The 15,136-nt window shown below is 43.6% G+C and carries 11 protein-coding genes and 1 other annotated feature; of the genes, 5 read left to right on the top strand and 6 right to left on the bottom strand.

Translation table 11 applies throughout. The features are described from left to right. Positions 1 to 10 precede the first annotated feature (10 nt). Both sltY and trpR read left to right on the top strand, forming a co-directional pair. Positions 11 to 1,960, top strand: coding sequence for a murein transglycosylase (gene sltY, locus AB4161_RS20520; protein WP_102321444.1), 1,950 nt, complete (start codon positions 11 to 13; stop codon positions 1,958 to 1,960). A gap of 172 nt (positions 1,961 to 2,132) precedes the next feature. After that, positions 2,133 to 2,426 carry a trp operon repressor gene (trpR, locus tag AB4161_RS20515; protein ID WP_017059358.1) on the top strand — a complete coding sequence of 98 codons (294 nt, stop codon included), beginning with the start codon at positions 2,133 to 2,135 and terminating at the stop codon, positions 2,424 to 2,426. Between the two features lie 128 nt (positions 2,427 to 2,554). Here the strand turns inward: trpR and yjjX are convergent, their stop codons facing one another. The 6 genes from yjjX to AB4161_RS20485 form a co-directional block, all read right to left on the bottom strand. Beyond that, positions 2,555 to 3,076, bottom strand: coding sequence for an inosine/xanthosine triphosphatase (gene yjjX, locus AB4161_RS20510; RefSeq protein WP_017059359.1), 522 nt, complete (start codon positions 3,074 to 3,076; stop codon positions 2,555 to 2,557). Further along, on the bottom strand, positions 3,039 to 5,417 hold the full coding sequence (locus AB4161_RS20505; protein ID WP_017059360.1) for a bifunctional diguanylate cyclase/phosphodiesterase: 2,379 nt from the start codon (positions 5,415 to 5,417) through the stop codon (positions 3,039 to 3,041). The genes yjjX and AB4161_RS20505 overlap by 38 nt, the downstream gene beginning before the upstream one ends. A 333-nt stretch (positions 5,418 to 5,750) precedes the next feature. Next, on the bottom strand, positions 5,751 to 6,926 hold the full coding sequence (gene pheA / locus AB4161_RS20500) for a prephenate dehydratase (protein ID WP_017059361.1): 1,176 nt from the start codon (positions 6,924 to 6,926) through the stop codon (positions 5,751 to 5,753). 12 nt (positions 6,927 to 6,938) lie between these two features. Beyond that, positions 6,939 to 7,060 (bottom strand) — a sequence feature (Phe leader region). 110 nt (positions 7,061 to 7,170) lie between these two features. Continuing rightward, positions 7,171 to 7,506, bottom strand: coding sequence for a ribosome hibernation-promoting factor, HPF/YfiA family (hpf, locus tag AB4161_RS20495; RefSeq protein ID WP_004735034.1), 336 nt, complete (start codon positions 7,504 to 7,506; stop codon positions 7,171 to 7,173). Positions 7,507 to 7,930: 424 nt separating this feature from the next. Next, the gene (locus AB4161_RS20490; protein ID WP_346762950.1) at positions 7,931 to 9,355 is read right to left on the bottom strand and encodes a lytic transglycosylase F; all 1,425 of its coding nucleotides are present in this window, start codon (positions 9,353 to 9,355) and stop codon (positions 7,931 to 7,933) included. A gap of 140 nt (positions 9,356 to 9,495) precedes the next feature. Continuing rightward, entirely contained in the window at positions 9,496 to 10,224 is a 729-nt protein-coding gene (locus AB4161_RS20485) for an outer membrane protein assembly factor BamD (protein ID WP_017059363.1), read from the bottom strand. A 137-nt stretch (positions 10,225 to 10,361) separates the two neighbouring features. Here AB4161_RS20485 and rluD point away from each other — a divergent pair, with 137 nt between their 5' ends. The 3 genes from rluD (at position 10,362) to clpB (ending at position 14,795) form a co-directional block, all read left to right on the top strand. Next, positions 10,362 to 11,336: a 23S rRNA pseudouridine(1911/1915/1917) synthase RluD gene (gene rluD / locus AB4161_RS20480; protein WP_017059364.1), complete on the top strand. Its 975-nt coding sequence runs from the start codon at positions 10,362 to 10,364 to the stop codon at positions 11,334 to 11,336. Between the two features lie 2 nt (positions 11,337 to 11,338). Further along, complete coding sequence (gene pgeF, locus AB4161_RS20475; RefSeq protein ID WP_065584732.1) at positions 11,339 to 12,079, top strand: peptidoglycan editing factor PgeF; 741 nt, start codon at positions 11,339 to 11,341, stop codon at positions 12,077 to 12,079. A gap of 142 nt (positions 12,080 to 12,221) precedes the next feature. Continuing rightward, positions 12,222 to 14,795 (top strand): ATP-dependent chaperone ClpB, encoded by a 2,574-nt coding sequence (gene clpB / locus AB4161_RS20470; protein ID WP_372084116.1) that lies wholly within the window; start codon positions 12,222 to 12,224, stop codon positions 14,793 to 14,795. Positions 14,796 to 15,136 lie beyond the last annotated feature (341 nt).

Below are 15,136 nucleotides of genomic sequence, written 5' to 3'. Positions count from 1 at the left end.
GAAAGAGCGAATGTTTTTCCGCATTGGTAATACGAAAATTGCTGTGGCTGCATCGGCAATTTTGTCTTCGGTTTCACTGGCTCCGGTCGCTATGGCTAGCAATGCATCCGAGCTTGAAATGCAGCGTGACGTTTATGACAAAGCGCAAGAGGTTTTAGACAGCCGTGATCTAAAAGCTTACTCCGCGCTGCGTAACAAAATTCAAACATACCCTTTAACACCTTACACCGATTATCGGGCCTTTCTGATTGGCTTAGGTGATCGCACACCTGCTGAGGTCGATGCTTTCATTGAAGAGAACAAGGCATTGCCTTTCTCCAATCGAATGCGCGCACCTTATTTGGACTCATTGGCTTCTCAAAAACAGTGGAAGACGATCCTTGAGTTTCAAACCAAAGAGCCTGTCGGTGAAAAATACCAATGTATTTATTATCGAGCGCATTACGAGCAAGGTAACCAAGAGCTTGCCTTTAAAGGAGCTAAACAACTTTGGTTGAGTGGTAGTGGTGTTGATGACGCTTGTGACCCTTTATTTAAAAGCTGGGATCAAGCTGGGCTAAGAACTGATGAGCTGATTCTGGATAGAATGCTGCTAGCGTTCGAGGGCCGTAACGGTAAGTTAATGAGCTACCTGATTAAGCAATTGGATCATGATGAGTCAATTGCTCAAGCGAAGCAGATGAAGGCGTTGTACAACAAGCCTGAAAATGTACTCGCGTTTGCTAAAAAACATCCAGCGAATGAATTCTACCAAGCTCAAACCGAGTTTGCTTTCGAGAAGCTAGCAAGGAAATCATCAAGCAGTGCTCAAAAGGTGTTTGATGATGTCATCAAGGCTCAGAAGTTTTCGAAAGAGAAATCTCAAGAGCTCGCTGATTACCTAACGTTTCGTCTGATCAACACCGACTCTGAAGAGTTAATGGTGTGGCGCGACAAAATGCTCGCGAGTTCATCAAAGCAAGTTCTGCTGGAACGACGTGCTCGCTTAGCAATTCAACATGCCGATTGGACGGGTTTGAAAGAGTGGATAGCGCGCTTGGATGATAAACATCAGGCTTCGCTTCGTTGGCAATATTGGCAGGGCAGAGCTGAAATCGCGACGGGCGATACTGACAAAGGCAATAAGCGACTGTCAGATATCTTGGGTCAGCGTAATTTCTACAGTGTGGCTGCGGCTAAGCAGTTAGGTAAGCCAGTTCAATATCCAACATCGACACTTAAATACAATGCTGAAACAGTGAAGCCATTCGACACCTCTTTGGTGCGTATTGGTGAACTGATTGACCGAGACAAAATTGCGGCAGCGAAAAGTGAATGGCGCTGGTTACTGACCAATGCAGATAAAGAGCAAAAAGAGATGCTTGCCGCTTACGCTGCGACACAGCGTTGGAATCACTTTACCGTAACAGCGAGTATCTCTGCGAAGATGTGGGATAACATTGCGCTGCGCTTCCCTGTTGCTCATAAGTGGTGGTTTAACTTCTACGCTGAAAAGCACGATCTCGATCCAATCACTTTGATGTCTTTAGCAAGACAAGAGAGTGCGATGGATTCAGAAGCTCGCTCTCCAGTTGGCGCGCGTGGCATTATGCAAATTATGCCCAAGACGGCGCAATACACAGCGAACAAACATAAGATTAAGTATCAGGGCAGCGATGATCTTTATGATGTCGGCAAAAACATTGAGATTGGCAGTCACTACTTAGATGGTTTACTCGCTCAATATGATGACAACCGTATCTTTGCGTTTGCGGCTTATAATGCTGGACCTAGCCGTGTGAAACAGTGGCGTTCACGCAGCGATGAAAAGCTCGATGCCTTTGCATTTATCGAAATGATCCCATTCAAAGAGACACGTGGCTACGTTCAGAATATCTTGATGTTTGAGACCTACTATCGAGATATCTTGGGTGAGAAAGGGACGTTTTTAGCGCCCCATGAGGCAAAAACGAAATACTAAGCCTTCGGCATTTGGCCCGAAACTGAGTAAGAATAAAGGCAGTGAGTGCTAACCATTTCCACTTACTGCCTTTTTACATTGGATCGCATCAAGTGTTTCGGTATAAAGTGTTAAACGCTTTCAATCGTTAAGCGACTCTTTAAAGTCAGAATTTAAAAGTAAGTGTAGAGATATGGCATCACAACCTGAATATGATAATTGGCAACAACTGATGGACTTGGTAAAGACGGCTGTCGAAAAAGATCAGCACGAGCTGTTGTTGACTATGATGATGACACCAGACGAGCGAGATGCTCTGGTTGCTCGAATTAATATCTTCTGTGAGCTGATGAAAGGCGATATGTCTCAACGACAGGTGAGTCAAATGCTGGGCGTAGGCGTAGCGACGATAACCAGAGGCTCAAATGAGCTAAAGGCCAAATCTGAGCAAGAGAAAGTCGTGATCGCCGACCTATTGCTAAAGTAATAATGGAATTAAGCTATCACGCGATAGTATGAATACGAATTCGATAAAAAACGCTAACTGGATGTTAGCGTTTTTTGTTTCTGAAGATTGTTCTTGGAATCTTTTGAAGTTTAAGGAAGCCTCAAATACTAAATAGGAAAGTGTTCAGGATTCACAAATGGGATCAGAGCCAAAATTAAAGCTTGATGATAGACCGAACTGCGTGACAATTGGTTATGTGTCAGTAGGCCAATGGCACCACCTTTCTGTTTGATATTGTCGGTACCAAACACTTCATCCATCACATCCCCTAACTCGTTTGCATGCTCTAGTTTCTCAAGCACGGCTGGTGGCAGCATCAGACTTGCTGAACGAGACTCGCCACGTTGGCCATTCGTTTCGATCACCATCCAGGCAAAGGTGACGTTTGTTTCTATTCCCGCTTCTAGACCAACATAGAAGTCTGCATCAGGCTGAGCTTGAGTTGCGTTGTGAACTCGATTCACGGCACCTTGATAGGTTTCATCATTGCTCATCGGTTGATCGGCGACACCACTAGGGACGCTGATGCCTTTGAAATCAAATTCAGTATCAGGAAAAGCAGATAAGAACGCACTTTTAACGGCGTTTATTTTAGCTGGGTTCAGCGATGCGATGATTACAGATTTCATGTGTCGGATTCTTTTTGTTGTCGATTAGATTGAGTTGATGTTGTCGGTACCAGTCACTCAACTCTTCTAGTGGCATGGGTTTACCAAAGTAATAGCCTTGCAGCATATCGCACTGTGCATCCTGTAACCACTGGTGCATGTCTTGAGTTTCAATCCCTTCGGCGGTGACCTTTTTCCCCTGAGCATGACACAACCCGATAACTGGTTTTACGATGTTCTGGTTATCGGTTTCAATTAAGGTATCCAAAAACGCTTTATCCAATTTAATTTTCTGAGTTGGATACTGCACCAGTTGAGTGATAGAGGTGTAACCGGAACCAAAATCATCAATCGCAAGTCGATAACCCATGCATGACAGCTCATTCAGCAATGGGAAGCCTTCTGAGTTTGAGTAAAAGGTTTCAGTGATTTCAAAATCGATTAGGCTTGGTGGAATTCGATTTAACTCCGCGTGTTCTTTAATGAAACCCGCAAGGTGAGTGGTTTCAATGCCAGCAGAAGATAAGTTGATCGACAATTGAATCGAGTGATCAAATTGAGTCTGAAGTCGATGGAATGAAGCAAACGCATTCTGTATTACCCAGCGGTCAACATGTTCGAACAGCCCGGTTTGTTCGGCTATTGGAATGAACTCATCTGGTGGAACCAAACCAAGTTGCTTTGAATTCCAACGTAATAACACCTCAACGCCAATAACATCAGTCCCGGTAGAATCCATGTAGGGCATGTAAACGAGCCTGAATTCATCATCAAAATTCTTACCTCTGAGCGCACGTTCAATGTCTGCTTGGCGCTGAATGGCTTTGTCTAAATCCCGTGAATAGTCAGCAAATTGGTTTTTACCGGCACGCTTGGCTTGGTACATCGCAGTATCCGCGTTGGACAGTAGCTTCTCGATTGAGTTGCCATCATTAGGGTAGGTCGCAATACCAATACTGACCGTGATCGGAAAGCTGCCTGATTCGGTGACAAAACCTTTTTGCAGTGGAGTCAGTAAATCATTCGAGAATCGATGCGCGACATTTCCTCGGTGACTAGGAGCGTTAATGTAGACAACGAACTCGTCTCCAGAAAGTCGGGCTGGCATACAATGAGCGTCGAACTCCTCTTTATAGTGACGACAAATATCTGAAATACGCTGAGCAAAAGAGACCAGAATCGAGTCGCCGATTTGATGTCCGTATTTGTCGTTCACAAACTTGAAGTTGTCCAAGTCAAAATAGAGAACCCAGGTTTCGGTATTCGAACTCGGTTTTGGCAACGATTGCTGAACGAAGGTTTGAAACTGATGCCTATTGGCTATTTGAGTTAACTGATCATTTTCGGCCAAGAGCTTGGTTTGCTGGTAGGTGTTGTCTAGCTCTTGATACATGTCATAAAAACGCTGTGATAGGCGGCCAAGCTCGTCACGAGTGCCTAAGCGTTCAATGTTCTTACGTTGTTTTTTTTCGACTTGCTGTAGCTGTCGATCGAGCCGTGTTATTGGAGTAATCACAGTGCGAGACAGAAGCATGAGTAGCAGAGCGACAGTTACAAACGCAGACAGTGCAAACGACAAACTCAGCTTGTTCCAAATTGAATCGAGCTTGTTTTCCAACAGGAATTGCGCCGGATCGACCGTGGCGTACAGTTCTGGTGCAAGCTTGACTGAGTGAGTAACATCATTTTCCAAAGAAACCGCTATGGATGTGAAGAACAAGCTGGTTTGGTAGTCGAACTCTATCTGTTTTCTCAGCGCATTAAATTTGTCGAGAGAGACAGAGACAACAACAAAGAACACATCGTCGGGTTGATTGTTAACGGTTGGGAAAATCGCTTTTCTATCTACCTTGTCATAGTGAACCAACATCCCTTCGCCTTGGGAGTTTTGAATATAGTTGGTACTCGATGTTGCTAAGGTGTCTTGATAGTGCAGGTCAACATACTCCAATATCTTACTGTCAATCTGAGTGCGTGAGTCATTGCTATTATCCGCGTAATAACGCAGTTTTCGATCACCATTAAGAAGCGCTAAACCTGTATAGCTTTCATCGTCATCTTGCAGGAAATGAATGGCTTCTCGAAGATTACTGACCAGTTCAAGATCGCGAGATAGATTTTGATCAGTGAGAAAATAACGCTTCACCATATCACTCTGGGTCAAGGTGTAAGAGTAGCTATTGAGGAACGAACGAGATTGGCGAAAGTATCCGGCTAGTTTTTCCATGTTCAGTTGAAGTGCGTTGTCTTCGCGTTTGATGAAACTGCTTTTTTGCGTCGAATAAATAATATAGCTAGAAGCCGCGGTACTGATCAGTATCACAGGGGCTATTAGTAGTAAGATTTTAGTACTTAGCTTCATAGTTAATGACAACACTATTTATAAATTAAGCGCATAAGTTTATGTTACTTAATGCTTACTCGCTATTAATTATACGTAGTTCGATGATTTCCTGTGAAGGGGGTAAGGTTTTGTCTTTATTGATAAAAAAAGCCACTAATGAGTTTTTGTTAGAAAGGCTCAAGTAGTGGAGAGAGTAAGCGTGCCGAATGTGCGAAACAAGTGAATTGTGTTTCAGGCATGCTAGGGTGAGTTTTCTTAGCGAGAATAGTACTCGACTAGAGGGTGATTTAAGTATTTGGCCTGCTGTAGGCCAAATACTTATGTTAGCTAAAAGCTGATACTCACTTTCAGCTATGACAACTTAACTTGAGTCGCTTTGATGTTCTCACTTGGGTAGCAACCCAACACCTTAAGGTGGCGAGTAATGGCTGTTAGTTCCGTTATCGCTTGTTGCATATTATCTGAATCCAGATGCGCCTCTAAATCGACATAGAACATCTCTTCCCAAGGGTTACCCATGATAGGACGAGATTCTAGCTTAGTCATGTTGATGCCTAAGCGTTGCAGGATCAGTAGTGTTTCTACCAAAGAACCCGCCTCTTGAGATGTCGACATGATGAGCGTTGTTTTCGCTGGTATTTGAGTCGATACTTCAACAGGCTTACGCGCCACAACGATGAAACGAGTGTGGTTCTCTGTTTGGTTTGCAATATTGCTCTGGATTGGCTGTAGTCCATAAAGCTTACCGCTCGATGCATTACCAATAGCAGCTACGTCATTACCACCCAATTCTTTAACTTTTTTCATTGCATCAGCGGTGCTTGCGCAAGACTCAAGGTTGACACCCTTAAGGCGGCTCAAGAACTCACTGCATTGTTGATGAGGTTGTGGGTGCGAGTAGAGTGTTTTGATGTCTTCTAAACGGATATCACTTTTAGCAACAAGGCAGTGCTCAATCGGTTGAGAAAGTTCGCCAACAATGTATAGAGTCGTATGCTGTAACAGGTCGTAGACCTCGTTAATTGACCCTGAACTGGTGTTCTCAATCGGCAGGACACCGTAGTCGGCATGGCCAGACTCTACTGTTGATGCGACTTCTTTGAAGTGATTACAGTTCAGCTCAATCAATTCCATATTCTTGCGGCTGAAGTATTCGCGGCTCGCAAGGTGAGAATACGATCCCTTAGAACCTAAGAATGCAACGCGAGCCAATGGTTTACGGCTTTGCGGGTTCGCTAGGTTTTGTAAGTATGACTGTTGTAGTAAAACGGAATCTTCGATGATGGTGTGAAACAGCTTGGTAATGTACTGCGCATCAAGTTCGTATTTATCTTTCCCGTTGTTGATCAGCTTAACTAATAGTTGTTGTTCTCGTACTGCATCACGAACTGGTTTTGATGTCTCTACTTTGCTTTTAGCGACTTCGATACTTAGCTTGCGACGCTCTGAAAGTAACTTCAGGAGTTCGTCGTCTAAATCATTAAGACGAAGGCGGATATCATCCAGTGAAATTGAGCGGTCAGTCATAAATGTGTCCTTATAAAAAAGCCTCCCTAGTGTGGGAGGCTTCTTGTTCGTTTTTGACTTGTTTTTCTAAAACGACTTAGCCTCCGATTTACGGAAGAAAAAAGAAGTCAAAAATAAACAAAGATTGAGTGTGCATAAAAAGTGATTGTTTTATGAATGTTTAAACACAATAAGCAAGCGAGCTACGAGCGTCAAGCAAAAAAATAGCGCCCTGAGGCGCTATTTTTTAATCTGTTCTCTTTCCTTATTCTACTTCAGCTTCTAGCTCTTCGATTTCAGGCTTTTCAGCGCGGCGCGCTTCTGGTTTATGGCGTAGCTTGTTGAGTTGACGCTCTAGTTTTTGTTCTACTTCGTTGATCGCTACGTAGAGGTCGTCATGGATTGATGAAGCAACAAGTTGGCCTTTTGGTACGGTTAGTACCGCTTCAAATTTCTTCTTCTTGTTTGGTTCTTCGCTAAAGCTCGCTTGGCAGCCAATGATGTCTACTTGCCATTTATCTAGCTTTTTAAATTTGCTTTCTATGTGATCACGGATTGCAGAGGTAATGTCGATGTTTTTACCAGTGATGTTCATTTTCATAGAAGTTTTCCTCTGTTGTATCCCTCATGGGTTAACTTCAGATTACGACTTTTAGGAATAAAGAATGTGATCTAGATCTTGTTTTGGTTGGGTGGGATAAGCATTAAAATCAAATGTGATCTTACGCAAGTCTTAGTATCTTTTTGGCGAAAAATGCTTGTTATCCTTATGAAAAACGATAACTTGGAGGCAAGGCTTCGCTAAAAATTAAATCAGTTTTTAGGGGCGTCCTACAGCCTATGGAAAGTGCTTGATTGAAATTTACTCAATAGTGTTTTGTGATATAGGTCTTGTAATATAGGTCGCTACATAAGCTTCTTCAGAATTAGATAAACAAAAGCCGCATAAGTATTCTTATGCGGCTTTTGTGTTTTTTAGCTTTACCTAATACCTTTGGCTCCCCAGCTCTGGGATGGAGGCGATCCTAGTCGTTAGTGTTCAGTAATCTCGCTGTGCCGTCCTCTCGGATAGCATTGATAGCTTGTAATTGTTTATAGATTACGAAGTAACGATTGATGTTGGCAACATAGGTTACGGGTTCTTTACTCACGTATTTGCGAGTGATGATTTCTACGTTTTTAAACCAGATGTTTGGGTTGTAACCTTTCTGCTTGGCAATGCTCCTCATCTTTCTGATCTTAGCAGGACCAGCGTTGTAAGAAGCCAAGGTAAAGTAGATTTGATTGTCGGGTGATATTGCCGGGTCGTCAAAATATCGGTCTTTGATAAAGCGCATATACTTCACACCCGCATGGATGTTGTTATCCACCTTATGGATGTTCTTGATGTTGACGTTTTTATCTTTGGCGGTACTCGGTAATACCTGCATCACACCAATAGCCCCGCGATGAGAAATCCGGCTCTGATCCAGTCCTGATTCTTGGAAACCTTGAGCTGACATCATCAAAGGATCAAATTCATACTTGCTCGAATACTTTTCAAAGACATCTGAGAGTTTAGCTACTCGGTCTACTTTATTGGGGTTGAGTGCTCGGCCTAACCAGCGAGTATTGTCGATGTATTTCTGGTAGATGACATTCCCAAGCAGGGTGCCTGTTCGTGCGGTCTTGACGTATTTGTTTATCTCTTTCTTCAGTTGAGGGCTGTCTTTTCTTAAAGCCCAAGCAATACGACCATTTTCTCGTAAAGGTAAGTCGTTATGGACTTGAATGTTTTCCATTACATCGATCCAGAGCTTGGCTTTATGGTTATCCAGAATTGTGCCTTGTATATAACCTTGGTTAACCAGTTCTATCAGCTCGTAGTCTTGTAATGACTCCTCGATAAAGTGGACATGCAGTGGTGGTAAACCTAGCTCGTTAAGCTCCTTATTGACTCTTTGTACACTCTCGAAGTAACTCGAGCTTGCTCGTATCCACACCTCTTTGCCACTCAATTGCTTGATTTCGGTGATAGGTTCGGCCTTTTTCCCTGTGATAATGAGTTCTTTACCATCTTTAATCATCGGATCCGAAAAATCGATGGTTCGTAATCGTTTATCGGTGATCGTTAGGTTAGCGACAGCGACATCACCATAGCCAGACTCTAAAGAGGGAAGTAGATCATCTCGTTGCACGGGGATGACTTGAACATTGAGGTAGGGATGTTTCTTACGAAGGCTTTTCTCAAAGTGGTAGAGCATTTCTGCCACGATGCCTTTTGGCTTGCCATCCTCGATGTAATAGAAACCAAGATCGGCAGACACTAGCACTCTAACCGTTCCTTTGGTTTTGAGCACATCCAAGTCACCCATGTAAGGCTTATTGCTTAATGGAGACAGTTCTAATGCGTAGGATAAGTGGCTAAATAGCGATATCCAGATAAATAATAACAACCTACTCACATCCACACTCCATGTTGATGTTTTGTTAAAAGTTATCTTTTGAAGATACCGTGTATTATGCGATCCATCAAGTTTGCGATATGTAGATGAAAAAAAGCGCGCTAGTAAATTAGCGCGCTTTTAGGATTGAGATGTAAGAGGTTTGATTAAGGTAGTGGGTTTAACTCAATCAACTTTTCTGTTCTTAACACAGCGTCATCTAGGCCGAGTTGTTGATAAGCTTTTAGCTGGATATCTAAAGACTTACGCGCAGCAATGGTGTCTGGGTAAGTTTTTTGCAGCTCTTGCGTTCTGTTGATCGCAGCAATCCAAGCTTCGCGGCGTAGGTAGAAATCAGCGGTTGCTAAGTCATACTCTGCTAGGCGGTTCTTAAGTGCGAACATGCGTTTTTGTGCATCTTCAGCATAAGGGCTACTAGGGAAACGTTCGAGTAGTCGCTTGAAGTCAGCAAACGCAAGTTTCACTGGTTCAGGATCTCGGTCACTACGGTCGATATTAAAAATATCGTGCATGAAGTTTCGGTCTTGCGCCATGTGCGTTAAGCCGCGCATGTAAAGAACCCAGTCTTGTTTCTCATGTGTTGGGTTCAAACGTAGGAAACGTGAAATGGTAGCGAGGCCAAGTGCCAAGTCATCATTTTTGTAGTAAGCGTAAATCAGATCGAGCTGTACTTGCTCAGAATAGGCGCCGAATGGGTAACGTGAGTCTAGGGCTTCTAGCTTTTCTATTGCTGAAAGCCAGCTACCGCTCTGCAGTGATTCTTGAGCGTCAGAGTAGAGAACCGATGGTGGTACATCTGGCACTATCTCTTCACTACTTGAACAACCAACCAAGAGTGATACGGCTAATAGACCCGATAAAGTAAGGTGTTTCATGTCAGGCGTCGATTCCTTGAATTAAATATTTCGTAAGCTTCCGTTACTTTCTAACCAGTAACAGATACAATGATGCAATTATTCTATTTTATCCATACTAATGGGTATTAGTCTCACGGTTTTTAAAAAAGTTCGATATGGCTCAGCAGATCACATTAACAGACACAGTAAAAAGCAGCCAGTTAGGTCAACGTTTAGACCAAGCTGTCGCTGAACTATTTACCGATTTTTCTCGCTCTCGCATTAAAGAGTGGCTTCTTGACGGCAAAATCCAAGTGGATGGCGAAGTTATTACAAAGCCGCGCGTTAAGGTTTTGGGCGGTGAAGAGATCATCTTGCAAGCTGAACTTGCAGATGAAGAGCGCTGGGAAGCACAAGATATTCCTCTAAACATTGTCTACGAAGATGATGACTTATTGGTTATCAATAAGCCTCGCGATCTGGTTGTACACCCAGGCGCAGGCACACCGGATGGAACCATACTAAACGCATTGCTTTTCCATTACCCACAGATTGCAGAAGTGCCTCGTGCAGGTATTGTGCACCGTCTTGATAAAGACACAACAGGTCTTATGGTTGTGGCTAAAACGGTTCCAGCTCAAACTCGTCTTGTGCGTGCTCTTGCTAAGCGTCGTATTACTCGTGAATATGAAGCAATTGCAATTGGCAAAATGACCGCTGGTGGTGTGGTAGAGAAAGGCATTAGCCGTCATGCAACTAAGCGTACCTTGATGGATGTAAATGAATTAGGAAAGCCAGCGGTAACTCACTACCGTGTTGCTGAGCACTTCCGCGAGCATACTCGTATTCGTCTACGCCTAGAAACGGGTCGTACTCACCAAATTCGTGTTCACATGTCATACCTTCAGCATCCGCTGCTAGGTGACGTTGCATACGGTGGTCGTGCTCGTATTCCAAAAGGTGCATCTGAAGAACTAACAACAATGATTCGTTCTTTTGATCGCCAAGCACTGCACGCCGTTATGCTTAAATTTGTTCACCCAATTACAGGTGAAGAAGTTGAGTTCCACGCTCCTGTGCCAAATGACATGGTCGTGATGGCTGAAGCGTTACGTGTTGATGCGCGCGAAAACTTGGAAGACGACATTTAATCATGTCGATGATCATCCCTAACTGGAATGCACCAAAAAACGTGAAAGCATTTGCTTCGACACGTTTTGATGGTTTTTCTACTGGTGCGTATCAAGGATTAAACCTAGGTACGCATGTTGGGGATGATGCTTCGCTTGTTGAAAACAACAGAGCCTGGCTCAAGCAACACGCTAATATGCCTGCCGCTCCGGTATGGCTACATCAAACTCACTCAACAGATGTCGTTACGGTTTTACACCCTACGGCAGATATTCTTGATGCTGACGGTGCATTTACCACAGCTAAAGATGTTGTTTGTTCTGCGATGACAGCCGATTGCTTACCTGTAATCCTTACTGATACCAAAGGCACTCAAGTTGCTGCAGTTCATGCTGGTTGGCGTGGTCTTGCTGGTGGCATTCTTGAAAATGCCGTCGCAAAGTTTTCAAACTTAGGTTCAGAGAATAAGATCATTGCTTGGCTTGGTCCTGCAATAGGCAAACAAGCTTTTGAAGTAGGCGATGATGTGTTGGAAGCTTTCGTTAGTTTTGACTCTCAAGCTAAGCTCGCATTTGAAGCCAAAGCTGAACCAGGCAAATGGCTAGCGAATATGTCTCAGCTTGCAACGCAACGACTGAACAAAGTTGGTGTAACTTCTGTGACAGACTCTAATCTATGTACCTTCGCTGATGCCGATGCGTTCTATTCTTATCGTCGTGATGGTATTACTGGACGCCAAGCTACTTTTATTTGGTTAGAGTAACCTTTAACTAGTGCAACCAGTCATCCAGCTCATTTATATTTTTATAACAGCTCTATTCTTCATTCTTATCCCTTGAAAATCCGCGTTACCGTATCCATCTTCTAACCATAAGATAAACATATCTAAGAGTAGGAAGGTTGGCATGCGTCTCGATCGATTCACTAGTAAATTCCAAATTGCGATATCTGATGCTCAGTCGCTCGCATTAGGTCGTGATCACCAATATATAGAGCCTGTGCACCTAATGGTGTCTTTGCTTAATCAAGATGGTAGTGCAATTCGTCCATTGCTCACCATGCTGAATATTGATGTGGTTCAATTGCGTTCAAAGCTAAGCGAAATATTAGACCGTGTACTGAAAGTAAGTGGTATCGGTGGTGATGTTCAACTGTCGAATGCAATGGGTACTTTGTTCAACCTATGTGACAAGGTCGCACAAAAGCGTCAAGACACATACATTTCTTCGGAAGTCTTCCTACTTGCCGCAATTGAAGATAAAGGCCCTTTAGGTAACCTGCTTAAAGAGCTAGGTCTTACTGAGCAAAAATTATCTCAAGCTATCGAGCAGGTTCGTGGCGGTCAAAAAGTTGATGACCCAAATGCCGAAGACCGACGCCAAGCGTTAGAGAAGTTCACCATCGATCTGACTGAAAGAGCGGAGCAAGGCAAGCTGGATCCGGTAATTGGCCGAGATGACGAAATCCGCCGTACTATCCAAGTACTTCAGCGTCGTACTAAGAACAACCCAGTCATTATCGGTGAACCTGGTGTTGGTAAGACAGCTATCGTTGAAGGTTTGGCTCAGCGCATTATTAACAATGAAGTGCCAGAAGGTTTAAGAGGCCGACGCGTACTTTCATTAGACATGGGTGCTTTGGTAGCTGGCGCTAAATATCGTGGTGAGTTTGAAGAGCGTTTGAAGTCAGTCCTCAATGAATTGTCTAAAGAAGAGGGCAATATCATTCTCTTCATCGATGAAATTCATACTATGGTCGGCGCTGGTAAAGGTGAAGGCTCTATGGATGCCGGTAACATGCTAAAACCAGCGTTGGCTCGTGGTGAACTCCACTGTGTTGGCGCAACGACTCTTGATGAATACCGTCAATACATAGAGAAAGATCCAGCGTTAGAGCGCCGCTTCCAAAAAGTGCTTGTCGATGAACCAACGGTTGAAGACACGGTGGCGATTCTTCGTGGTTTGAAAGAGCGCTATGAACTTCATCATCATGTAGAAATTACCGACCCAGCAATCGTGGCTGCAGCAACACTATCTCATCGATACGTTTCTGATCGTCAACTGCCGGATAAAGCGATTGATCTGATTGATGAAGCGGCTTCGAGTATCCGTATGCAGATCGACTCAAAACCTGAGTCGCTAGATAAGCTCGAGCGTAAAATCATTCAATTGAAGATCGAGCAGCAAGCTCTTACCAATGAAAATGATGAAGCCAGTGAAAAACGCCTTCGAACATTACAAGAAGAGCTTTCTGACAAAGAACGAGATTTCGCAGAGCTTGAAGAAGTGTGGAATGCAGAGAAAGCCGCGCTTTCTGGCACGCAACACATCAAGTCAGAGCTAGAACAAGCTCGTATGGATATGGATTTTGCGAGACGTGCTGGTGATCTTAACCGAATGTCTGAATTGCAATACGGTCGAATCCCAGAATTAGAGAAGCAGTTAGATCTTGCGACTCAAGCTGAAATGCAAGAAATGACGCTGCTGCGTAATAAGGTCACTGATGCAGAAATTGCAGACGTGCTATCGAAGCAAACAGGCATACCTGTTTCTAAAATGCTAGAAGCCGAGAAAGAGAAGCTTCTTAACATGGAAGGTGTTCTACATAAGCGAGTTATTGGCCAAGCGGAAGCAGTCGAAGTGGTATCGAATGCGATTCGTCGTAGCCGTGCAGGTTTATCTGATCCAAACAAGCCGATTGGATCTTTCTTATTCCTTGGTCCAACTGGCGTTGGTAAAACGGAGTTGTGTAAAACACTCGCGAACTTCATGTTTGATAGTGACGATGCAATGGTGCGTATCGACATGTCTGAGTTTATGGAGAAACACTCTGTTGCTCGTTTGGTTGGTGCTCCTCCGGGTTACGTTGGATATGAAGAAGGTGGTTACTTAACAGAAGCAGTGCGTCGCAAGCCTTATTCAGTGATTTTGCTAGATGAAGTAGAGAAAGCGCATCCTGATGTTTTCAATATCTTATTGCAGGTGCTTGATGATGGACGCTTAACTGATGGACAAGGTCGTACAGTCGATTTTAGAAACACGGTAGTGATCATGACATCCAACCTTGGCTCTTCGAGAATTCAAGAGAACTTCAATACGCTCGACTACCAAGGAATAAAGAATGAAGTGATGGAAGTGGTAGGTAAACATTTCCGTCCTGAGTTTTTGAACCGAGTTGATGAAAGCGTGGTGTTCCATCCATTGGGTCAAGAGCACATTCAGTCGATAGCCGCTATTCAGCTTGAGCACCTTAAGAAGAGAATGGAAGACAATGGTTATGAGCTTGAAGTTTCGGATAAAGCACTCAAGTTAATTTCTCAAGTTGGTTTTGATCCAGTATATGGTGCACGACCTTTGAAAAGAGCGATTCAACAAAGTGTCGAGAACCCGTTAGCGAAAGCGATACTGGCAGGAAAAATTAATCCAGATAAGAAAGTGCAGCTATTAGTAAACAACGACCGCATTATTGCTCACCAATAGTTGAAGTAAGAACGGTAGGTACGATTGGCCGAAATTAAGGCTTAATCGTACCTATTTTAAACGCTTTGTGTGAATAGTGTTCGAACGGTCGCCGGTGGCGGCTTTTTTTCGTTTTTAGCCTTGTACAAAGGATTATTCTCTCTATAATGCGCCTCCGTTGCCAAGGATAACCAAGCGGTTTGAACTGAGTAACAAGACGGTGATAAGCATTTAAGATGCTTTGAAAAATTAGCTGGAAAAAGTGTTTGACACTGGAATCTAATCCGCTAGAATGGCCGTCCACTTCGAGAGGCTCCTTACTAAAAGGAAGGCTCAACAAGTAAAGCTCTTTAACAATTTAA

It is taken from the genome of Vibrio sp. 10N.286.51.E5, assembly GCF_041469125.1.
Lineage (GTDB): Bacteria > Pseudomonadota > Gammaproteobacteria > Enterobacterales > Vibrionaceae > Vibrio > Vibrio crassostreae_C.
Note: the sequence above shows the minus strand (reverse complement) of the source record. Positions and strands in the feature narration are given on the sequence as shown.